Here is a 20,911-nt window from a genome sequence, read left to right as displayed (position 1 = left end):
CTTCGCCTCCCGGGGGCGGCTTCTCCGAGGACTGTTTCTCCAAGGAGTGCGCGGGCCGGCCCGATATTCCGCCGTTCGGCACCCGCGAACACCCGCGGGAGGCCTGGCGCATCGGCGTGGCGGGGTGTTGACTGACGGTATGACCAACACAGTTGAGAACCTGAAGATGAACGACGGCCGCACGATCCCGCAGCTCGGCTTCGGCGTGTGGCAGGTCGAGGACAGCGAGGCGGAGACGGCAGTCCTCGAGGCGCTCAAGGCCGGATACCGCCACATCGACACCGCCAAGGTCTACGAGAACGAGGCCGGCGTGGGCCGGGCCATTGCGAAGTCCGGGCTGAAGCGCGAGGAGCTCTTCGTCACCACGAAGCTCTGGAACGCGGACCAGGGCTACGAGTCCACGATCAAGGCCCTCGAGGCCTCCCTCGAGCGTCTGGGGCTCGAGTACGTGGACCTCTACCTCATCCACTGGCTCCAGCCGAAGCAGGGCAAGTACGTGGACACCTGGAAGGCGTTCGTCGAGCTGCAGAAGCGCGGTCTCGTCAAGTCCATCGGCGTCTCCAACTTCACGCCGGACGCCATCCGCGAGATCACGGACCTCACGGGCGTGGCGCCGGTCATCAACCAGGTGGAGACCCACCCGTACTTCAACCAGGCTGCGCTGCGGGAGTTCGAGAAGGACTTCGGCATGCTCCACGAGTCCTGGTCCCCGCTGGGCCAGGGCAAGGAGGTCCTCGAGGACCCGGTCATCGTCAAGATCGCGGACCGTCTGGGCGCCACCCCGGCGCAGGTCATCCTCGCGTGGCACCTCGCGCTCGGCAATGTGGTCATCCCGAAGTCCGTGACGCCGTCCCGCATCACGGAGAACCTCGAGTCCGTCAACGTGACGCTGACGCAGGAGGACGTCGAGGCGATCAACGGGCTGGACAAGGGCGAGGACGGCCGCATGGGCCCGAACCCGGCTGAGGCGGACTTCGAGTAAGACCCTCTCGGGAGGAGCCTTCTCGCGGGGCTCGGGCCGTCCCCGGGGCCGGTGCTGGGGCCGGCGCTGGGGCCGACGTCGGGAGAGCTCGAGTCCCGGCTCCCCGCCCTCGCCCTGAGTTTGCGGCCGTGATCGCGGTCCGGTAGAGTGGTGGCTGTTGTTCGCAAGAACAACGTGCCTCCTTAGCTCAGATGGTAGAGCGTATCACTCGTAATGATAAGGTCGCCGGATCGATCCCGGCAGGGGGCTCAGATTAGTGGCTCCCTCCCCGTTCGGGGAGGGAGCCACACCTGTTTCAAGCCACGTGAGGCTGACGCCCGTGGTGAAGCTCCAAGCTTTCAACACGATCTTCCGGGGCTCCACGTTCCCCTTCTCGTAGTTGCTCACAGTGTTCCGTGAGATGTCCAAGGCGTTCGCCAGCTGCCCCTGGTCGAAGCCGGCCAGTTCGCGCGCCTTGCGGAGGCGGTCCCCAATGGACCATGTAGGGATGATTCCCACTGCTTCGATGCTCATACTTCTAACGTTACCAACTTTGTGAACGTTTGCATGTAGCCGGTTCTAGGGCTGGTCGTCAAGGTTGTGCAGTTGCACAATCTTGGGCGATGCTCTACTCTGCTTCCCATGAGCGTTGTGAAGATTCCCAATTTTGTGGATAGTCCCGAGGTGCTCACGACCCGGGAGGCTGCGCGGCTGCTAGGCCTCACTGTCAGCGCCGTTCATCAGGTCGTGCGACGCGGGGAGCTGTCGCCGCAGCTGAAGAGCCCGGGTGCTCGCGGGGCCTTCTTCTTCTCTCGTGCCGAGGTGCAGGAGCTCGCACAAGTTCGCGCTGCGGCTCTCGGCAGCAGGTTGCCGAAGGTGGCGGCGCGATGAGCAACACCCTGAACGGCCCCCGCCGGCACGCTTACACCCCGAAGCCACGGACGTTGCAGGACGCTGAGGACGTCTACCGCTGGGGCTTCGCCGTCGACCGCCTCGAAGAACTCTTCGGCGACGACGCCAGCAAGGTCCGCGGCAATCAGGGCGACATTGACCTATTGGTCTACTCGCCGGAGCGGCTGATCGGTTTCGGAGTAAGCCGCGGACGAGTCGCTGCACGCTTGGAGCGGGCCGAGCTCTTCCGCGTTCTTAAAGGCCACGAGCGCTTCGTGGTCAAGGGTGATCGCGTACGGAATGCTGGGGTTGAGTCGGGTGTTGAGCCAGTCTCCGCCCTTCAGCGGGAGTACCACGGCGCCGAGTTGTGCCCCGGTGGATGCAGAGCCCACGCGAGTCAAAAAGTCATAGGCGCTGCACTTCTCGAGGTCTATCGGGAACTCTTTCCCGGCAAGGTGAAGGGTGCCTTCCATTCTTCCTCCTGTACTTGTTGTTGCCAGAACAATCGGTTGGTTGCCTCAAAGGTACAGGAGGAGCCAGCGTCGTGAGCAGCGCGATCTACGACTACGCCGGCAAACTCTGGCAGAGGATGCGCAGGGACTTTGACCGTGACCTCCGCATCGCGTACTTCCGCGCCGAGACGGACTGCAACGGCTTCCTGCTCAACAAGGCAGCCAAGCAGCGCGGTGTCCATCCGCTCGAGCTGTTCAACGGGCCCTTGGAGCATGCCAAGCGCTACGCCTCCGAGGAGCTTCTCGAGCACTGGCAGCGCCACCCGAGGCCATGCCTGGCCGCCTTCGAGAAGACGTGGCTCGAGGTCTACCTCTGGGGCGACGAGGAGGTCACGCCATGAGCGGCCTCGAAGGCTGGTACTTCATCCTCGGCCTGGGCCTCGGCGGCCCCCTCTCCGTTGTCCTCATCGACGTCATCCGCGAACGGATCGCCAATGACACGTAAGACCGTCTACCTGCCCAAGTGCGCCGCCTGCGGGAAGAAGTACGTCCCCGCGGGCCAATGTCGCCCGCGCGGAGTATTCGCCGTCCCGGAAGGTGAGCAGCGGGGCCTCTGCGCCCCCTGCTGCAACCCTGAACGCCGGGCCGCTGCCGAGCGCCTAGCCGCTCACCGCGAAGCCCGGCGCCGCGCCGACACCGCGTCCCTGAACGCCTACCTCGCCGAGCGGCACGCCCGCATCGAGCGCGACCGGCGCCGCGAGCTGCACGCCTTCACAGCCCCGGGGAGGCGATAGCCGACCCCTCGACACCTCTCAGAGCGCCCGCCACCGCACGCCAGCGGAAGGCGGCTCTGCAGCGCTCGGCGGCTCCTCTTCACGTCCTCACGCCGAAACCGATGGACGGCCCTGCAGCCAAATCGATAGTGGGAGTGCCAGGGACTCCGAACCCAGCCGCGACGGACGCAGGCCGATCACCTGCCCGCCGTGCAGCACACGCCTGCTGTCTCGATGACAGCGGGCTAGAGGTGCTGGCCTGCTCGAAGATGGCGCACAGATTCGGGGAAAACCATGGAGGAGGGAGCCGCCGGGAGCGGGCCCGCAGGGCCTCCACAGCCGCGCAGCGGATCCGTCTGTATACACACGAAAGGAGCACGATCATGGGACGCAGCCGAACGCCCCTCCGACTCGTCACCCCGGGGGAGAGGGCACTCAAGGCAAAGCCGCCGACACCCAAAGCTAGGGCGCTGCCGGTCTACACCGCCGTGCCCCGAGTCTGCTGGCACTGCGCCAAGAACCCGCCCTACGGCCGGACCAAGTTCTGCCGCCTCTGCACTCGCCGCGGCTACGACTACCACCACATCAACTGCGTAGGCTGCGGGGACGCCCGGCCGCGATTGTTCGCCGGCGAGAAGACCTTCACCTGCCCCCGCTGCCGAAGCGCGAAGCGAGGCACCTGGTGACCCGCTTCCACGTCCGCCGAGATCCGCAGACCTGCCTCTGGAACATCCGCCACGGGTGCATGCCGGTAGGCCTCGCGACGAGCCACCACGAGGCGATGCTCAGCATCGACCGGCTCAAGGAAGCCTGGAGCCTCATCGAGGAGCGCTGCCGATGAGCAAGCACATCACCGAAGCCGAGCTCTGGAACGCCTGGGCCGAGGCCAGCGCGGAGCTCCACCTGGCCCAGCAGGCCGTGGAGACCACGCGCGCTGCCATCGCCGCGCTCGAGCAGACCGTCAACACCCTGCAGCGCTTCATGGTCCACGACCACGCCCCCGAGACCGAAAGAGAGGCCGCCTAATGACAACTGCGCCGGGACCGCAGCGCAACCCGCTGCCACCGCGGATGCTCACCACCGATGACCTAGCCGCCTTCCTCGCCATCACCCCCGACGAGGTCAAGCGCATGCGGGTCACCGGCACCGGCCCCGAGTACGTCAAGCTCGGCCGGCGCGTCCGCTACCTGCCACGCGACCTCTACGCCTGGCTCGAGGAGAACCGCCATGGCTCGCCCGCAGAATAGCTGGGCCCGCGTCCCATACAGACGACGCCAAGCCATCAAGACCATGCTGCTCGCGCGCGACGGACTCACATGCTGCATCTGCAGAACACCGATCAAGAGCGCGAAGGCCGCGACCATCGAGCACAAGACGAAACGACGAGACGGCGGATCGCACGACCTCGCGAACCTCGGACTGGCTCACTCCACCTGCAACTACGCCGACGCCGGCCGCTCGCCGACCACGAGCGTCGGCACCATCAGCAACGGCTCATTCTTCTGGTGAGCCACCCCTCGGAACACCCCGCGCCCCGTGTTTCTCCCTCCCCTGGGCGCACAGAAAAAACGCACTAGAGAAAGAGGCTGAAAATGGCCCGAATCGTCAACTTCCAGACCGGCGAAATCGTGCAGGATGACGCCGAAAACAACGGGTATCTTCCTGGACTCGCCCCGCCGAAGCCGGAAATGGGCGAATTGGAGCGCGCGACTCGCCGGACGGTTCGGGCGATGCAGAAGGAAGGCCTTCTGACCCCGATGCACGAGGCTCAAGCGGTCCTCGCGATCCAGGCAGCGGGAGACATCGACCGCTCGATGGGGGAGGGCAAGCCCTCAGGTCGCGCGATGCTCATCAAAGCGATGAACGACGTGCTTGCCCAGCTGCCCGAGGTCGTCGCGGCAGAGGTCTCCACCGCGGACAAGCTCATCGCTGCCATCATGTCCGAGAAAGACGCACCGATTCCGGCCCTGCCGTGACCTGGGAACACCTGCCCCCTGCGCGCTTCCACCCCGAGCTAGAGCCGGGCTGGAAGAACGAGGCCGAGGAGATCGGACGCCTTGCCCGCCTCCTCGGCCGCCCCCTCATGCCCTGGCAGCACAAAGCCATCGCCGTCGCCACCCAATACCGGAACGGCAAAGACCAAAGCGGGCGCAGCGTGCGCCTCTACCGGTACGCCCGAGTTCTCATCACCGTGCCGCGCCAGTCCGGGAAGACCACGCTCTACGGGCCGGTCCAGCTGCACCGCATCCTGACTCGCGGAAAGCCCGCGAGCGTCTGGTTCACAGCGCAGACCGGACAAGACGCAAGGAAGCGAATGGTCGAGCTCATCGACCTCGTCCAAAACTCCCCGCTGAAAGCCGTATTCCAGGCCAAGCTCTCCAATGGTGCGGAAGGCCTCAGGCTCCTCGGAAAACCCGGGTGCGAAATCACGCGATTCTCACCGACACTCTCGGCGCTGCACGGCGAACACCCGCCGCTCGTCGGCTTTGACGAGATCTGGCACTACACCAAGGAACTCGGCGAGGCGCTGCTCGGCGCTGCGGAACCCGGCCAGATCACCTGGGGCTCCGAAGCCCAAGTCTGGATGTTCTCGACCATGGGCACGCTGCGCTCCGACTTCATGAACGACCTCGTGGAGACGGGCCGCGCCGGCACGGACCCGGACCTCTGCTACATCGACTACGGGCTCGCGGACGGTCTCGACCCCCTCGACCCGGCCTCGTGGTGGACCTACCACCCGGCGCTCGGAAACACGATCACCGAGGAGGCCCTCGCCCAGCGAGCTCGCCGGGCCGCCGAATCGCCGGAGAAGCTGGCCACCTTCATCCGCGCATACGGCAACCGCCTCTCCGCCTCCGAGGCCATGCTCGTGGACATGGCCGCTTGGGACGACCTCGCCCGCAGCCTGACCCCGCCACCGGACGGCGCGGACGTCGTGCTCGCGCTCGAGGTCTCGCCAGAGAACCAGTCCGCCGCGCTCGTCGCCGCCTGGCTCGATGCCGAGGGCCTGCCCTCGTTCAAGGTCGTCCACCAAGCGCCGGGAACCGGGTGGCTGCTGGCCATGGCCCTCGAGCTCGCCGCCGCTGAGGGCTGGCAGCTGGCAGCCGATGGGGCCGGTCCCGTCCGCCGGTTCGTCCGCACCCTTGAGGATGAAGGGCACGAGGTCCGGCAGCTCACCGTGGACGAGTTCGGTCAGGCCACGGAGGAGCTGCTCGACACCGTCGCATCCGCCCGCGGCCTGGACTCGCCGGCGCCTCTAGCGCACGACGGCGACAACGAGGTCCGGGAGCAGGTCACGGCGCTGGAGATCCGCCGGCGGAACGGCGTCCGCCGCATCTCCCGAGACGACTGCGCGCGCCCCGTGCCTGCCGTCATCGCGGCCGTCGTCGCGCTGTACGCGCTGCGACACCCGCAGGTCGAGGAGGGCGTCTCGTTCGTGCTCTGACCGTCCCTCCCGTCACCTCTTCACACCTCCCGCCCCCTTGCCTGTGACACCACAGGCAAGGGGGCGCTCTCATGGGCGGCATGAGGTTCTTCGAGCGCATCTTCCCCGGCATCGCCCTGCAGGCGCGCGCCGCTGCGCTCGCCTCCCAGAGCAGCAACCTCCGGCTGCCATCCAGGGAGATCGGGGCCGAGTTCACCATCGACGGCGCACTCGGCCTCATCCCCGTCTTCCGGGCGCTGCAGGTGCTCACCACCTCTGCCGAGCAGATCCCACTCACATGCGAGCGCGGCGGCGTCGTCGCCAAGGGGCGCAGCGTCCCCGCCCTCGTCCGCCGTCCGGACCCCGACTGCGACCAAAGCGAGTGGACCGCCGACTGCATCATGTCCCTCGCCCTCGACGGGAACCTGTTCCTCCTCAAAGTCCAGGGCACGGACGGAAGCACCGTCGCCGCCCGAGTCCTGCCCCCGCACGAAGTGACGATCCTCCGCGACCCTCAAACCCGGCGCGTCTCCTACGCCTGGAGCGGCCGGACGTACTCCGCCGCCGAGATCGTCCACAAGCGCTATCTCCGCGTCCCCGGCCGTGAGCGAGGCCTCGGCCCGCTACAGGCCGCTCGCGCCGAGATCACCGGTGCCCTCGACGTCCGCACCTACGCAGCGCTCCACTTCCGAGGCACGGGGCAGCCAAACGGCCTGCTCTCGCTCAAGTACGCAAAGACCCCGGAGGACGCAACCAAGGCCAGAAAAGCCTGGAACGTGAGTGCCGCGGACCCAGACAACCTGACCGGCGTCCGGGTGATAGGAGGAGACGTCGCCTACACCCCGCTCACCCCGGACCCGGCGAAAGCCCAGCTGCTAGACCTTCGGACCTTCACCGTGACCGAGGTCGCCCGACTCTTCGGCATCCCGTCCTCCCTCATGCTCGTCACGCTCGAGGGCAACTCTATGACCTACTCGAACGTCGATCAGGAATGGCTCGGCTTCGTCCGCTTCTCCCTCATGGGCTACCTCCGCAAGATCGAGCGCGCCCTCACGGAGGTCTCTCCGCTCGGCCAAGACATCCGCTTCAACGTCGAGGCACTCCTCCGCCCCGACACCACCACCCGCTACAAGGCCCATCACGCGGCCCTCGCCGACGGGTGGCGCACCCCCGACGAGATACGCGAGATCGAGGGCCTGCCTCCGCTCACGACGGAGCAGCGCAAGCAGATCGAAGCCCACAAGCCAGCGAAGGACACAGCCGCGCTATGACCATCACCCTCGAAGACCTCACCCGCGGAAACGCCCTCGCGCAGCGCGCGCTCGGCCGCCTCACCCGCTCCGACGACGGCGGCGGCTTCACCGGCCTCGGCCTCGTCTACGGCGAGACCTACGAGACGCCGTGGTTCCGTGAGCGCTTCGAGCCCGGCTGCGTTCCAGACGACGAGGACGCCGCCGCCCTCATCCTCTGGCGCCACGACGAGCCGATCGGGCGCGTCACCGCAGCCGCCGAGACGGACGCCGGCCGCGAGATCACCGCAGCCCTCTCGCGCACCACCCGCGCAGCCGAGGTCCGCACCCTCCTCGCCGACGGCGTCATCGACAAGCTCTCCGTCGGCTTCGAGCCCGTCCAGTGGCGCGAGGAGCACTCCGACGATGACGAGGTGCCGCTCATCGTCCACGAGAAGATCCGCGTCCGCGAGTACTCGCTCGTCCCCTTCCCTGCCTACGAGACCGCAGCCGTCTCATCCACCCGTTCCCGCACATCGACCACGTCTAAGGAGACACCCATGGGCCACGAGAATCTCATCACCCGCGCCGAGCATGACGACGCCCTGACCGCCCTTACCGCCAAGCTCGAGGACATCGAGCGCCGCGCTGCCTCTGCCGCCACCGCCGAGCCCAGCGAGGTCGAGGCGATCTTCACCCGCGCTGCCCAGTTCAGCAGCTTCGGCGAGTTCGTCCAGGCCATCGCCAACCCGAAGAACGCTCGTCACGAGGCGGCCGCGACCCTCTACCGCGACATCACTACGGCGAACATCCCGACAGCAGACAAGGCGGGCGCGCCCGGCTTCATCGGCGATCTCACCCGCAAGGTGAACGAGCGCCGCCGCTGGACCAATCGCTTCACGGGCGCACCCCTGCCGGCCAAGGGCATGACCCTCGACTACGTCAAGACCAAGACCACGGCGACCGTTGCTGAGCAGGAGAACCAGCTCGACGAGCTCGCTAAGGGCGCCAAGTTCACCCTTGAGGCGGCGTCGTCCAAGGTCCGAACCTTCGGCGGGGCTGAGACGCTCTCGCGCCAGGTTATCGACCGCATGGAGTCCAGCACCCTCACCTCTCTGTTCGAGGCGTTCGCCCTGGCCTACGCACGCCAGACCGAGGCCGCGACCAAGGCCTACGCCATCCAGCAGCTCGACAAGCGGCTCACCGCCCACCAGTCCAGCCCCACGGAACAAGCTGCCATCGACCTTGACGGCAACTCCGCCTTCGACTGGATCGACGTCATCGTCGATGCTGCCGGCATCTTCGAGGATCGTGGCTACGACCTCCAGGCACTCGCCCTGTCCCCGGACAAGTTCAAGGCCCTCGCCCACGAGGCCGGCACAGACGGGCGGCCCCTGCTCACCGTCTCCGGGCAGGGAGTCAACATCGTCGGCACGCTGAACCTCCCGCAGGCCTCGGGTGACCTGCTCCGCGTCCCCGTCAACGTGCTGCACGGGACCACCGGGCGCGCCATGTTCTATGACCCCATCGCGATTCAGGTCCGCGAGTCCGCCGGGGCGCCCTTCCAGCTGCAGGACGACAACGTACTCAACCTCTCGCGGGACTTCGCGGTCTACGGGTACCTGGCGCACCTCACCCCGCACCCGGACGCCCTCCTCCCCGTGAACTTCAAGGGATGAGCATGGAGCTGCACGCCTACCTCGGCCTCTCCGCCGAGAGCGAGCTCACGAGAGACTGCGCTGCGCAGGCCGAGACGCTCGTGGCGCAGCACATCGGCACAGCGAGCGTCCCCGAGGCCATCCTCGCGCGCGCGGTCCTCGAGGTCGGCGCGGACCTCTACCACCGGCAGCGGGCCCGGCTGGGCGTCGTCGGACTGGACGGCCCAGACGTGCAGCCGCTGCGGGTCCGCACCGATCCCATGACCGCCGCCTACCCGCTGCTACGGCCCTACCTCGCCCCGGTCATCGCATGAACTGGCACCGCATGACAGAGCGACTCCGCGCAGCACTGGACACCGCAGGAATCGAGGACGTCCAGGTCATCGACGACGCCCGCAGCGCGGCCCTCCACCTCACAGAAGGCCGCGTCGTCGTCCTTACGGACCCGCCGACCCTCGACTTCACAACGTGGGACATCACCACAGCCGAGATCAGCGTCCTCGTCATCGCGGGCCCAGAGTCCGAGCCGAACGCCGCGTTCGACCGGATCATGCCCGTCATCGAGGCGCTGCGCATCCCCCTCGAGGCCGACCGGGCTGAGCCGGTCACCTTCCACGACGTCCAAGGGCCCGGTTGGCCCGCCTACCGCCTTACCAGCAACCACGAATGGAGCACGACATGACCAACGAAGCCCGATCCCACAAGCTCGGCCCCGGCTCGCTCAAACTCGGCAAGGTCGGAGACGCCGTCGAGTTCGCCGTCGGCATCGAATCCGGCGCAGTCGAGCCCAAGACCGAGAAGGGCGTAGACGTCCTCTCCGGGGACCGCATCGCCGGAGACGAGGAGTTCACCCTCAAGGGCGCGCTCTACCAGACCTACGACCGGCGATCCTTCCTCGCGTGGTGCCACGTCCACTCCGGCAAGAAGGTGCCCTTCATCTTCACGCCGAACAGCGAGCACGAGCTCTCCGTCCGCGGCGAGGTCCTCGTCCACAAACTCACCATCGGAGGCAAGGTCAAGGACCGCAACACCTCCGACTTCGAGTTCGAGGGCGTCGGCATGTACGACCTCTACGCCGGCGACACGAAGATCACCGAAGACTGGCTCAAGACCGAGAACCGCAGCACCGTCGGCCTCGCGGCGCCGACGACGGTCTGACCATGGCCCGCGCCCTCGTCGAGTTCGCAGGCGGCTACCAGCTGCGCAAGACCCTCAGGGCCGCAGGCGACGACCTCAGCCGTCTGAAAGCGCTGCACCGGGAGGTAGGCGAGATCGTCGCCGACGGCGCCCGGCAGCGCACACCACGGCGGCGAGGCCGTCTCGTCGGATCGATCCGCGTCTCACCACGACAGACCGGCGTCTCGATCCGCGCCGGCCGCAAGGCCATCCCTTATGCGGGGCCCGTCCATTGGGGATGGCCCGCCCGAGGCATCGGCCAAAGCCTCTACCTCACCGACGCAGCCAAAGCGAGTGAGCCCCGATGGGTGGGCGTCTACGCGAGAGGCGTCGTCAAGATCCTCGACCAAGTGAAAGGAACCTAAATGAACATCAAGAAGCAGTGGGCGTTCGCCGAACTCAAAGACGGGCGCATTTTCGAAGGCGTCCGTGTCGGAGTGCAGAGCAAGCTCCAGTTCGAGGTCAGCGCACGGGCGAACGGGTGGAGCCTCGAAACCACCCCCATCCATGCGTCAATCTTCCTGGCCTGGCACGCGACCCGAGAAGCCGGGCTGCACGCCCTTGAGTGGAGTCAGTTCGTAGCCGAGTCCATCGACGCCGGCATCACCGAGAAGGCCCCCGAGACACCCGAAATCGGCCAGTTCACGGACCCTACCCAGCCGGATCTGTACACCGAGCTGCAGTCGTCCTCGCCCTCAGATCCGGCATTCCCGCCGACCACTGGCTGAAAAACCACGACGAACTCGTCACCGCCCTAGACATTCTGGAGACCGAAACACATGGCTAAGTCCGCGATCCTCGCCGTCAAGATCCTCGGCGACGCGACCTCGGCTATCCGCAGCATGCAGGAATCCTCGCGTGCCGCGGGCGCCCTCCAGAAGGGCATGAAGGCGACGGCGGCCGCAGTGGGCGCGGCCGCCGTCGCCACCGGCGCCTACGTCCTCGCCGGCATCTCCAAAGCCGGCGACCTTGAGCAGTCCATCGGCGCCGTGGACACCGTCTTCAAGGAGAACGCAGCCACCGTCCATAAGTGGGCCGACACGGCCTCCACGGCCCTCGGCCTCACCAAGAACGAATACAACGAGCTCGGAACACTCATCGGGACGCAGCTGAAGAACGGCGGCACCGCCATGGATGCCCTCGCGCCCAAGACAAACGAGCTCATCACCCTCGGCGCCGACCTCGCCTCCATGTTCGGCGGCACCACCGCCGACGCCGTCGGCGCGCTCTCATCTGCACTCAAGGGCGAGCGCGACCCCATCGAGCGCTACGGCGTGAGCCTCAACCAGGCCCGCATCGACGCCAAAGCCGCCGAGCTCGGCTTCCGCAAGGTCGGAGGCGCGCTCTCCGCAGAAGCCTCCCAGGCAGCCACCCTCGCGCTCATCATGGAGCAGACCAAAGACGCCCACGGCAACTTCGCCAAGGAAACCGATACATGGGCGCACCAGGTGCAGGTCTTCAAGGCGTCCATGAGCGATGTCCAGACACAGATCGCCAGCATCTTCCTGCCCGTGCTCACACGGGGCGCCAAGCTCGTCAACAGCACCGTGGTCCCCGCTCTCCAGCGCGGCGCCGCTGCCGTGACCGCGCTCAAGGACAGCGCCAGCCCCGTAGACCTCGTCCAACGACTCGGCCTCGATCCCTCCAGCGGCCTCGGCGCGGCCGTGCTGGGCACCACCTCATTCCTAACGGGGCTGGGCGATCATGTCCGCCGAGTCCGAGACACTCTCCGCGGTCTCGGCGGAACACAGCTCGCAGGTGTGGCGGCCGCCGTCGGCGCCGTCGCCCTCGCTTTCACACCGTTCAAGGCGGTGCTCGCTGCCGTCGGCCCGCTCATCGCGCCCCTGCTCGGCCACCTGGGCACTCTCGCCCGCGTCGTTGGCCTCGTCGCCAGCCCGCTCGGGATCGTCTCCGCGCTCTTCCTCGGCGCCGTGGCCCACTCGGAGCCGCTGCGCCAGGCACTCGGCGAGCTCGTCGGCAGCGTCCTCGACCTCGTCGGCGGCCTCGCCCGGCAGCTTGGCCCCGCACTGGGCGAGCTTGCGGGCGCAGCCCTTCCAGCCCTCCAGGGTGCAGCGTCGGCACTCATCCCTGCCGTCTCGGGGATCCTCGAGGCCGTGGTCCCCGTGGCCACGGTGCTCGTCACCTCACTAGCACCCATCCTGCTCGACCTTGTATCGAGCGTGATCCCGCCCGTCATCGACATCTTCGGGCTCGTAGGCTCCGCCGTCACCGCCCTGCTTCCGGCCTTCACGCCGCTCGTGGAGATCCTCGGCGTCGTCCTCGTCGGCGTGGTCCAGAACCTCATCCCCGTGGTCACGGTGGCCTTCGAGACCGTGGCAGCCGTCATCCGATCCGTCCTCGGCATCGTCCACGGCATCGTTAAGGTCTTCACCGGCCTCCTCACCGGAGACTGGCAGCTTGCCTGGACCGGAGTAGCCCAGATCCTCTCCTCCGCGTGGGACGGAATCCTCGCCCTCGCACGCGGTGCCCTCAGGGCACTCGGAGCCATCGCCCAAGCCGGCATCCGAGGAGTCGTCTCGCTCTTTAGCGACCTGCCCGGGCAGATCCTCCGTGCCCTCGGCGGGGTAGGGGGACTGCTCGTCAACGCCGGCAAAGCGATCATCGAAGGACTCTTCGCCGGCCTCAAGCACACATGGGGCAAGGTCGCAGACTTCATCCAGGGCATCGGCCCGTGGATCGCCGAGCACAAGGGCCCCATCAGCTACGACCGGCGCCTGCTCATCCCCGCCGGCCTCGCGATCATGGGCGGCTTCGTCGGAGGCCTCAAAGGCGGCATGCCCGCCCTCCAAGAGCAGATTGCCGCTGTCACCGCTGCCGTCGAGACAGGCGTCCGCCCGTACGTTCCCCTCCGCGTGGAGACGGAACCGGGCGCGGAGCCCGGCTATGAGGACTCGCAGCCCCGCCGGGACCGCGGACGGCCGGGAGACCCTCCGCACCAGCCCGCGGTCATCAACATCACCATCAACGCCGGCTTCGGCACGGACCCCGTCGCCCTCGGCCGCGAGGTGAAGAGGGTGATCCGGGAGTACGAAACCATCATGGGGGAGGCGTAATGGCCTCAAAACGCCTCCATCGAGCCCTCGGCGCCGCCGCGCCGCTGTTCGAGCTGCAGATCGCTGGCCGCCCATGGCGCAACGACCACACCATCATCAGCCTGAGCATCAGCCGAGGCGACGCAGGCTCGCCCATCGGGTGGAGCCCGTCCACACTCACCACCCGGTTGCCCGGCGCCGAGCCGATCACCCGCGACACCTCCGTCCGGCTCAAGCTCACCGCCTACGGCGCTCGACGCCTTCACGAGATCACGAGCTACCCCGCGGCAAGCCTCGAACACCGGTTCTTCGGTCGCCTAGCCATGAAGAGCGTGGAGGACCGCTCAGACACCCGGCAGAGCACCCAGCTCGTCTGCTCGGACTGGTCCGCGCTCATCGAGCCCATGAACCGCAGCGTCGTCGTCACCCCCGAGTCTTCCGCGCTGCCGGACGTCTACAGGGCGCTGCTCAAGGCCTCCGGGATCCCCGTAGGGCTCGCCCGCCTCGCAGCCGGCCACGCGTGGGACGCCGTCGCCGGGCTCGAGTCCGGCCCCATCACCCTCACCGCCTCCGACATCCGGTCCCGATACTGCGAAGACCTCGGAATCTTCGTCCGCACGCTGCGCAACGGCGACCTGGAAGCCCAAAACCTCAGCTTCCGCGCGTTCCTGGCCTCCCAATGGAAGCAGCGCTGGCCCCACCCCCTGACACGACGGGCGGCGCTCTCCGCCGCGTCCTGGGAGCAGCAGAAGACCACCGCTATCGAGGTCCGCTACATCATGCGAGACCCCACCAGCGCCTACGGCGCCACCGTGGAGAAAGCCTGGACAACGTCGGACTCCCGCTACGTGGCCCGCCCCGAGCCCGTGGACCTCACGCACATCTGGCCGCGAACCGGGCAGCTGGACAAGGCCATGAAGGCCCGCGCCGTCCGCGAAGGCGGCGCCCGCTACCGAGTCCCGACCGTCCGAGTAGACCTCCTCGCCCTCCTCTCCAGCGACAAGCCCAGCGAACGCCACCTCGCCGGACAGCTGCTCGCCATGGAGCACGGCGACCCCATCACCCTCTCGCACGACTGGCCCGAGCCCGTCGGCAGCGTCTACTTCGTGCAGCAGATCCAGGAAGAGATCCGCTCGGACACATGGCAGATGACGCTCGGCCTCACCCCACACGAGCTCGTCACCGGCGATCCCAGCCCCGATATCGCGGGAACCACCTGGCACACCGCCTACCCGAAAGCCACCCGCTGGAACGCGGTCACAGAGAAATGGAGCCAGAAGTGACCATCTCCGATGAAGCCCTCCTCCAGGCCGGATTCGCCCTGCCTGACGGGGACGCCCCGATCCGCGACGGCGACGACGCGATCACCCAGAACGCCCGCGCGGCCGCTGCCGCCGACGCCGAGCTTGGCCGCCGCATCGCCACCGTCGCGGCCGCCACCATGCAGCCCATCGACGCCGCCGCGAGCGGGCTCTACCAGTACGGCAGCAACTGGCGCGGGCTGCCGATGCCTACCCCCGCCGACATGCCGGCGATCCTCACCGGCCTCGGAGCCGTCCTCAACGGCGATGAGCGCCTCCTCGTCGCCTGTGACGCACCCGCAGCCGGCACGTTCGAGACCGGAACGAACTGGAGGGGCAGGCCTGTGGGCGGGGGAGTGAGCGCCGTGGCGGTCAACGCGGCCGTGGACCGGGTCCGGTACGGGCTCGCCCGTGACCTGCTCCAGGCCAAAGCCCGCCGGCTGCACGCCCGCACCTCGCCGCGGGCTCAGGTCGCGCTCGTCGTCGACGACTACCCGGCCGCCACCCTCCAGCTCGTCCTGCCGCTGCTGGCCGCCCGGAACATCCCCTGCAGCTGGGCCTTGAACGGTAACGCCTTCGACCCGGGTTACTCCTATGCCCGCTTCAGTGCGGGGGCCTCGTGGGCGGACATCCGGGCCCTGGACCCGTCCCGGGTGGAGATCGTCAACCACGGCGCCTCCCATGCCGACGTGAGGGACGTGGACGCGCTCGAGGCGGAGATCCTCGGCTCCCGGGCCCGGCTGCGTGCCGAGACCGGTCAAGCGATCCTCGGGTGGCTGCCGCCCGGGTGCGACTACCCCGAAGGCATCCGCTACAAGACCGCCCCGCTCATCACGGATGAGGAGGTCTACCTCGGGAGCGAGTTCGCGCGGCTCGTGCTCGGCGGGCACGCCTGGGCCGGGGGCACTCAGCGGCGTCCCGGCGACGGCGGGGTCATCACGCACCCGCTCGACGGGCGGCCCGTGACCCTGGCCGGGCGGCAGTGGCTCGACTACCCCGACGACGCCGGCGTCAAGCCGGGCGGGATCGGGGACCGGCACGTCGCCGCGGCCATCGAGCGCGGCCACGGGACCATCCTCAGCCTGCACGCCTGCTACCTCGACGGCGGCGGCGCGCCCCGCAGGGTCACCCGCGCCGGCTTCGAGGGCTTCCTCGACCGGCTGGCCGCGCGGCGGGATGCCGGTGACCTGGACCTCGTGCTGCTGTCCCAGTGGCACCACACCCGTATCACCACCAGCTAAGGAGAACGCATCATGGAAGCAGCCAAAGGCATCCCCACCGGGGCGCCCGTCCTCGACCCGGCGGCGGTGTTCACTCCGCCGACGATCGGGCCCCGTGACTATTCGCACATGTGGGCCGCCGCGACGCTGCGCGGCACGGACGGCCCGGTCCGCGAGCTGCCGGACATCACCGGCACCACACCTCTGGCTACCGGCACCACGGGCGTGCGGTTCGTGGACGGGCCGTGCCCGGTCGTGACCATCGCCGCGGGCGCGGACCGGATGAGCGCCCCCGGCCAGGCCCCGCCGACGGGGCAGACGGTGCTGCTCGTCGCCCGCCTCGCCGCCGCCAAGAGCGCCCAGATCGGCGTCCCGGGCTGGGTCATCGGCGGTGGCGCCACGGGCAAGCTCACCGTCTCCGGCACCACAACCGCGAGCTTCCAGTCGAGCCCGCCGGCACGCCTGGCCGTGTACCTGCTCACCCTGACGGCAGGGCGGGTCACGGCGAGCATCGACGGCACGAGCGCGGGCCCCGACCTGGCCCTGCAGCCCTCGGCCTCCACCCGGTACACCCTCGGCACCAACGTCTACAGCAGCGACGTCTCCGAGGAGTACGCGCTGCTGAAGGTCTGGCCCCGCGTCCTGACGGCGGAGGAGCAGGCCCAGGCACTCACCGATGCCCGCACCGCCCTCACCCTGACCGTCTAGGAGGCATCCATGAGCACTGACGTCTACCCCGTCCCCGATGAGCTCGCTCGCACGATTTCGCAGCGCTTCGGGGAGGACCCGCACGGCCGCCGTTTCCCCTGGAACCGGCACACCGGCGGCCACCTCGGTCAGGACTACCCGTGTCCCGTGGGCACCCCGGTGCGGGCGATTGCCGACGGCACGGTCCTCTGGGCCGACTGGGGCCACAAGATCACCGATGACGAGCTCGAGCGCAAGGCCGTCCTGCCCGACAACAGCTCGGAGGAGGGTGGGTTCTGTGTGTACATCGACCATGGCGACTGGATCAGCTGCTACGCGCATCTCTCGCACCGGTACCCGGCGGCGGGGGAGCGGGTGACCCGCGGGCAGGTCATCGGCCTCTCCGGCAACACCGGCCAGTCCACCGGGCCGCACCTGCATTTCGAGTGCATCCTCGAAGCCCGCGTAGACCTCGCCCCCGGCAAGGTGGCCGGCATTCTGTGGGCCCGGTACGACCCGCAGCTGCAGATCGACGCGGAGAACAAAGCCGCCGCCCTCGCCGCCGCACGCGCCGCGGCCCGTCCCGTGACGCCGCGCCACGCCATCGCCCCGGCGGGGCTGTTCTGGATTGTCGACCCGGGGGACACGCTCGGCGGGATCGCCGCCCACTACGGCAAGACCATCGCCGAGCTCGCCCAGCACAACGGCATCCGCCACCCGGACCGGATCGAGGTGGGGCAGCGCATCCTCATCCCGGGGGCCGTGGTCCACACCGTCACCGCGGCGGATGTCGCGTCTCCTCAGGGCGTCGCGGCTGCCATCGGCGGCCAGTACGGGCTCTCCGGCGAGCACATCATGCACCTCAACGGCTGGACGGTCTCGACCATCGTGTACGCCGGCAACCGGGCCTGGGTCCAGAAGGGATAACGGCTATGAGACCAACAGCGAAAGTCACGGCCGCCGGGCTCGCCGGATCGTTGGCCGTCCTCATCGTGTGGTTCGCGGAGGAGGTCTGCCACCTTCAGGTGCCGTCGGAGGCAGCGGCTGCCCTCACCGCGATCCTGGCGTTCGCGGGCGGGTACCTCAAGCGCACGCCACGCGAGGAGCACCCCGCCGAGGCGACGCAACGTGTGGCGCCGCGGCGTGCCGTGGCCCGGGGGCGGAGGGCGGTGCGTGGTGGCCGATGACACGAGCCTCGACGACATCACCCTCGGCGAGGTCGTCCGCCGCCTCGACCGCATCGAGACGAAATTGGACACAGCTCATCCGACGAAGGCGGAGTTCCGGGGCGAGGTCCAGCCGCTCCGTGACCGGGTGCAGCGTCTTGAGTCCGCGCAGACCTGGATCGCTCGACTCATCGGCACGGGCCTCGTCGGCCTCGTCATCGACGTCGCAGTCCGGCTAGGAAGCCGGTAGAAAATAACGGTGGTCTCTCGCAAAAATCCGCGCGAGAGACCACCGTTTCGTAGGGGAACTATTCGATGTGGTTACGTTCGATGGCGCGGACGAGCAAAGCCAGTCGATCGGCGATGTGCTTCAACGTGTAGCTCTTGCGGTCCGCGGGGTGAAACCCTTCCAGTGGGGCGGCGAGCAACTTCCCCAATTCTTCCGCGTCAACGGAAATATTTTCGGAATACTTATCCTTCTTCTTGTTCAAATGAATGCTGTCTGTATACGTGATATTGAGGGGGACTGGCCCGGAAGAAACGCCCTCGTGGGTGGCGGCGGAAATCTTGAGCTTCCAGGCGAACCTGCGACGGGCTCCGGGCGGGAGGTCAAACGAGTAGTTGCCCGTGTAGGGCTTTCGTAGCGATTCCGCGAGTGCTCCATCTCCCTTGGGGTCGTCGATCGACCCGTCGATGGTCAGGCGGATGTCACGGGCTGCTGACTTTCCGTGGTTCTCGACGAGGAGGTCGTAGTTGCCTGGCCCCCAAATTCCTGGGAGCAGTCTTGCGGAGATGTATGGTCGCGTCTGTGCATCGCTATTCTTCCGATTTAATCGGAACTGTCTTACCGCGTATCCTCCTGCGATGAGTCCGCCGATGGGGGCGGCATCCTTGAGGAACGCATAAACGGCCTTGAAAACTTCGGAAATATGGCTGAAAATATCCATACCGCGATCATAATTCGACTTGGTTGGAAATGCAAGATTCACGCGGCTATGGAGAGGCGGGAGACCGCTTCGTGTCGTCTTTCATCTGGGACGAGCGTATAGATTTGAGTCGATTGGATGGAGACGTGTCTCATTAGCTCTTGAACGGTGCGTAGGTCCGCGCCGCTCGCGAGCAGGCTTGATCCGTACCAGTGGCGCAGCTGGTGAGGCGTGCCGTCGGCGCCAGCCCGGTCGATTGCGCGTTGGATGGCTTTTCCGACAGCGCGGGCGTGGACATGCCCGCGCCGTGTCTCGGAGGGGAACCAGAAGCCAATTCGCGGCATGCCCTGCGCGATCTCGACAAGCTGCGGGTGCAGCGGAATGAGTGCAATGTGCCCGCCCTTGCCTTCAACCGTGAGGGTGCGGGCGTCGAGGTCGATGTCCTCGCCGCGGATTTTGGCGATTTCGTGGACGCGAAGGCCGGCGAGCGCTGCGAGGAGGATCTTCACGCGGGTGAGACGCCGTGAGGACTCCACGAGCCGGGAGATATCGGCTGCCGTTATGGGGCGGGGCACGAGTCTCGGTCGCTTTACGCGAGGGACCCGGTCCATGGGGTCCATGCCGAGGATGCCCTCCTCACATGCCCATTTTGTGTAGGCAGCGATGCTCGTCCGGTACGTCGCCCGGCTCGACGCCCTGAGTCCTGGCCGGCCGATGAAGCGGATAACCTCCCGGGCGCTCACCCGCTCGAGGCTGACGTGCTGGGAGAGCTGCCGGAGCACACCCTCGCGCTCTCGGATGGTGCGGTGGGAAAGGCCTGCAGCGCGCTGGTAGGCCGCGAAGTCTACGAGAAGGCGGGTCGTGCTCATGGCGAGTTAAATACCCGGAAAGCCGACCGGCAAAAAGCTACCGTTGCGAAGCATTGCAGACGTAACAGATCGCAATCACGCCACGAGGGCGAGAGCAACGGGCAACTCGTAATGATAAGGTCGCCGGATCGATCCCGGCAGGGGGCTCAGCCAAGGCCCTCGCTCTTCGGAGCGGGGGCCTTTCGCATGCCCGCATCAGCGCTGCGCGATTCTGCAGCTCGCGGGATCGCTGCGGACAGCCCGTGGGCCAGCTGAGCCGTTTCAAGGATACTCATCGGCATTCGCGGGCCGTCGTCGTCCCGCTCCGCCGCCGTCTTCCTCTCTCATCCGTCAGCCCCGCAGGAGCATGACGCCGAGGACGATCATGAGGACGCCCACCGCGGTGTCGAGCACTTTCCACGTGACTGGGCGGGAGAAGAGCGGGGCGAGGAAGCGGGCGCCGTAGCCGAGGGCGCAGAACCAGATGAGGCTCGCGAGCATGGCGCCGAAGCCGAACGGCCAGCGGCTCGCTCCGTGGGCGGCCGCGGCGGATCCGAGGAAGACCAGCGTGTCCAGGTACACGTGCGGGTTGAGCCACGTGAGGGCCAGCATGGTGAGAACCGCACGGCCGTGACGGCCGAGCCGCGGCCGGCGCCCGGCAGCCCCGGCCCCGGCGGCGGCCTGGGACCCTGTCTCGGCCTCGGCCTCGGCCCCGGCGCCTCGCCTCGAGGCGTCGGGCGCGGCGGCGTCCGCCTGCATGGTCTCCCCGGGGCCCCAGAGCCCCTTCTTGAGCGAGAGCAGCCCGTAGACGAAGAGGAACGCCGCGCCGATCCACGTCACGGCGGTGATGAGCTGCGGGGCGGCCTGGACGAGCGCGCCCATCCCCGCCACCCCGGCTGAGATGAGGAGCACGTCGGAGAGCGTGCAGACGGCGATGAGCCGTGTGACGGCGTCCCGGCGGATTCCCTGCCTCAGGAGCATGGCGTTCTGGGTTCCGATGGCCGCGATGAGGGCGAGGCCCGTGCCCAGGCCGGAGGCGGCGGCGTGGAGGGGCGCGGGGACGGCGGCGAGGAGCATGACCCACATCCTACGGTCGGGCGGCCCTGCTCCCCGCGCGGGCCGTCCTCAAGATTCACGCAGTGGACA

Annotated in this window: 27 protein-coding genes and 1 tRNA gene; 24 read left to right on the top strand and 4 right to left on the bottom strand. The window is 67.9% G+C overall.

Features of this window, described 5'->3' with window-relative positions:
* Window positions 1–139 precede the first annotated feature (139 nt).
* Both H9I38_RS10410 and H9I38_RS10405 read left to right on the top strand, forming a co-directional pair.
* Complete coding sequence (locus H9I38_RS10410; protein WP_226338756.1) at window positions 140–982, top strand: aldo/keto reductase; 843 nt, start codon at window positions 140–142, stop codon at window positions 980–982.
* Window positions 983–1,158: 176 nt separating this feature from the next.
* Window positions 1,159–1,231 (top strand) — tRNA-Thr (locus H9I38_RS10405).
* On the opposite strand, the gene H9I38_RS11080 is transcribed toward H9I38_RS10405, so the two are convergent.
* On the bottom strand, window positions 1,187–1,495 hold the full coding sequence (locus tag H9I38_RS11080) for a helix-turn-helix domain-containing protein (RefSeq protein ID WP_226338763.1): 309 nt from the start codon (window positions 1,493–1,495) through the stop codon (window positions 1,187–1,189). The genes H9I38_RS10405 and H9I38_RS11080 overlap by 45 nt on opposite strands.
* Window positions 1,496–1,603: 108 nt before the next feature.
* Here H9I38_RS11080 and H9I38_RS10395 point away from each other — a divergent pair, with 108 nt between their 5' ends.
* From H9I38_RS10395 to H9I38_RS10285, 22 genes are all read left to right on the top strand, one after another.
* On the top strand, window positions 1,604–1,852 hold the full coding sequence (locus H9I38_RS10395) for a helix-turn-helix domain-containing protein (protein ID WP_226338755.1): 249 nt from the start codon (window positions 1,604–1,606) through the stop codon (window positions 1,850–1,852).
* Window positions 1,849–2,400, top strand: coding sequence for a hypothetical protein (locus tag H9I38_RS10390; protein WP_226338754.1), 552 nt, complete (start codon window positions 1,849–1,851; stop codon window positions 2,398–2,400). The genes H9I38_RS10395 and H9I38_RS10390 overlap by 4 nt, the downstream gene beginning before the upstream one ends.
* Window positions 2,397–2,705: a hypothetical protein gene (locus tag H9I38_RS10385; RefSeq protein WP_226338753.1), complete on the top strand. Its 309-nt coding sequence runs from the start codon at window positions 2,397–2,399 to the stop codon at window positions 2,703–2,705. The genes H9I38_RS10390 and H9I38_RS10385 overlap by 4 nt, the downstream gene beginning before the upstream one ends.
* 1,054 nt (window positions 2,706–3,759) lie before the next feature.
* Entirely contained in the window at window positions 3,760–3,918 is a 159-nt protein-coding gene (locus H9I38_RS10380; protein WP_226338752.1) for a hypothetical protein, read from the top strand.
* Complete coding sequence (locus tag H9I38_RS10375) at window positions 3,915–4,103, top strand: hypothetical protein (RefSeq protein WP_226338751.1); 189 nt, start codon at window positions 3,915–3,917, stop codon at window positions 4,101–4,103. Before H9I38_RS10380 ends, H9I38_RS10375 begins: the two co-directional genes overlap by 4 nt.
* A complete protein-coding gene (locus H9I38_RS10370; protein WP_226338750.1) occupies window positions 4,103–4,324 on the top strand; it encodes a helix-turn-helix transcriptional regulator in 222 nt (73 codons plus the stop codon). Before H9I38_RS10375 ends, H9I38_RS10370 begins: the two co-directional genes overlap by 1 nt.
* Before the next feature lie 43 nt (window positions 4,325–4,367).
* Window positions 4,368–4,586, top strand: coding sequence for an HNH endonuclease (locus tag H9I38_RS10365; RefSeq protein WP_226338749.1), 219 nt, complete (start codon window positions 4,368–4,370; stop codon window positions 4,584–4,586).
* Window positions 4,587–4,669: 83 nt separating this feature from the next.
* On the top strand, window positions 4,670–5,053 hold the full coding sequence (locus tag H9I38_RS10360; protein WP_226338748.1) for a hypothetical protein: 384 nt from the start codon (window positions 4,670–4,672) through the stop codon (window positions 5,051–5,053).
* Window positions 5,050–6,522, top strand: coding sequence for a terminase large subunit domain-containing protein (locus H9I38_RS10355; RefSeq protein ID WP_226338747.1), 1,473 nt, complete (start codon window positions 5,050–5,052; stop codon window positions 6,520–6,522). Before H9I38_RS10360 ends, H9I38_RS10355 begins: the two co-directional genes overlap by 4 nt.
* Before the next feature lie 80 nt (window positions 6,523–6,602).
* Window positions 6,603–7,772, top strand: coding sequence for a phage portal protein (locus tag H9I38_RS10350; RefSeq protein ID WP_226338746.1), 1,170 nt, complete (start codon window positions 6,603–6,605; stop codon window positions 7,770–7,772).
* Window positions 7,769–9,409, top strand: a complete 1,641-nt coding sequence (locus H9I38_RS10345; protein ID WP_226338745.1) for an HK97 family phage prohead protease — start codon at window positions 7,769–7,771, stop codon at window positions 9,407–9,409. Before H9I38_RS10350 ends, H9I38_RS10345 begins: the two co-directional genes overlap by 4 nt.
* Window positions 9,406–9,702: a hypothetical protein gene (locus H9I38_RS10340; protein ID WP_226338744.1), complete on the top strand. Its 297-nt coding sequence runs from the start codon at window positions 9,406–9,408 to the stop codon at window positions 9,700–9,702. The genes H9I38_RS10345 and H9I38_RS10340 overlap by 4 nt, the downstream gene beginning before the upstream one ends.
* A gap of 11 nt (window positions 9,703–9,713) precedes the next feature.
* A complete protein-coding gene (locus H9I38_RS10335) occupies window positions 9,714–10,070 on the top strand; it encodes a hypothetical protein (protein WP_226338743.1) in 357 nt (118 codons plus the stop codon).
* A complete protein-coding gene (locus tag H9I38_RS10330; RefSeq protein ID WP_226338742.1) occupies window positions 10,067–10,546 on the top strand; it encodes a hypothetical protein in 480 nt (159 codons plus the stop codon). Before H9I38_RS10335 ends, H9I38_RS10330 begins: the two co-directional genes overlap by 4 nt.
* Window positions 10,547–10,548: 2 nt before the next feature.
* Window positions 10,549–10,929 carry a hypothetical protein gene (locus H9I38_RS10325; protein WP_226338741.1) on the top strand — a complete coding sequence of 127 codons (381 nt, stop codon included), beginning with the start codon at window positions 10,549–10,551 and terminating at the stop codon, window positions 10,927–10,929.
* On the top strand, window positions 10,930–11,292 hold the full coding sequence (locus tag H9I38_RS10320) for a hypothetical protein (protein WP_226338740.1): 363 nt from the start codon (window positions 10,930–10,932) through the stop codon (window positions 11,290–11,292). It begins immediately after the preceding gene.
* Window positions 11,293–11,343: 51 nt separating this feature from the next.
* Entirely contained in the window at window positions 11,344–13,638 is a 2,295-nt protein-coding gene (locus H9I38_RS10315) for a hypothetical protein (RefSeq protein WP_226338739.1), read from the top strand.
* Window positions 13,638–14,900, top strand: coding sequence for a hypothetical protein (locus tag H9I38_RS10310; protein ID WP_226338738.1), 1,263 nt, complete (start codon window positions 13,638–13,640; stop codon window positions 14,898–14,900). The genes H9I38_RS10315 and H9I38_RS10310 overlap by 1 nt, the downstream gene beginning before the upstream one ends.
* Window positions 14,897–16,159, top strand: coding sequence for a polysaccharide deacetylase family protein (locus H9I38_RS10305; RefSeq protein ID WP_226338737.1), 1,263 nt, complete (start codon window positions 14,897–14,899; stop codon window positions 16,157–16,159). Before H9I38_RS10310 ends, H9I38_RS10305 begins: the two co-directional genes overlap by 4 nt.
* Window positions 16,160–16,171: 12 nt before the next feature.
* Complete coding sequence (locus H9I38_RS10300; protein ID WP_226338736.1) at window positions 16,172–16,846, top strand: hypothetical protein; 675 nt, start codon at window positions 16,172–16,174, stop codon at window positions 16,844–16,846.
* Between the two features lie 9 nt (window positions 16,847–16,855).
* On the top strand, window positions 16,856–17,752 hold the full coding sequence (locus tag H9I38_RS11020; protein WP_319002231.1) for a peptidoglycan DD-metalloendopeptidase family protein: 897 nt from the start codon (window positions 16,856–16,858) through the stop codon (window positions 17,750–17,752).
* Window positions 17,753–17,998: 246 nt separating this feature from the next.
* Entirely contained in the window at window positions 17,999–18,241 is a 243-nt protein-coding gene (locus H9I38_RS10285) for a hemolysin XhlA family protein (protein ID WP_226338735.1), read from the top strand.
* A 58-nt stretch (window positions 18,242–18,299) separates the two neighbouring features.
* On the opposite strand, the gene H9I38_RS10280 is transcribed toward H9I38_RS10285, so the two are convergent.
* The 3 genes from H9I38_RS10280 to H9I38_RS10270 form a co-directional block, all read right to left on the bottom strand.
* The gene (locus H9I38_RS10280) at window positions 18,300–18,938 is read right to left on the bottom strand and encodes a hypothetical protein (RefSeq protein ID WP_226338734.1); all 639 of its coding nucleotides are present in this window, start codon (window positions 18,936–18,938) and stop codon (window positions 18,300–18,302) included.
* A 38-nt stretch (window positions 18,939–18,976) separates the two neighbouring features.
* On the bottom strand, window positions 18,977–19,786 hold the full coding sequence (locus H9I38_RS10275; RefSeq protein ID WP_226338733.1) for a tyrosine-type recombinase/integrase: 810 nt from the start codon (window positions 19,784–19,786) through the stop codon (window positions 18,977–18,979).
* Between the two features lie 330 nt (window positions 19,787–20,116).
* Window positions 20,117–20,842 carry a LysE/ArgO family amino acid transporter gene (locus H9I38_RS10270; protein WP_226338732.1) on the bottom strand — a complete coding sequence of 242 codons (726 nt, stop codon included), beginning with the start codon at window positions 20,840–20,842 and terminating at the stop codon, window positions 20,117–20,119.
* Window positions 20,843–20,911: the final 69 nt, after the last annotated feature.

It is taken from the genome of Arthrobacter sp. UM1, assembly GCF_020483305.1.
GTDB lineage: Bacteria > Actinomycetota > Actinomycetes > Actinomycetales > Micrococcaceae > Falsarthrobacter.
This window is presented reverse-complemented; position numbering and strand designations above follow the sequence as displayed.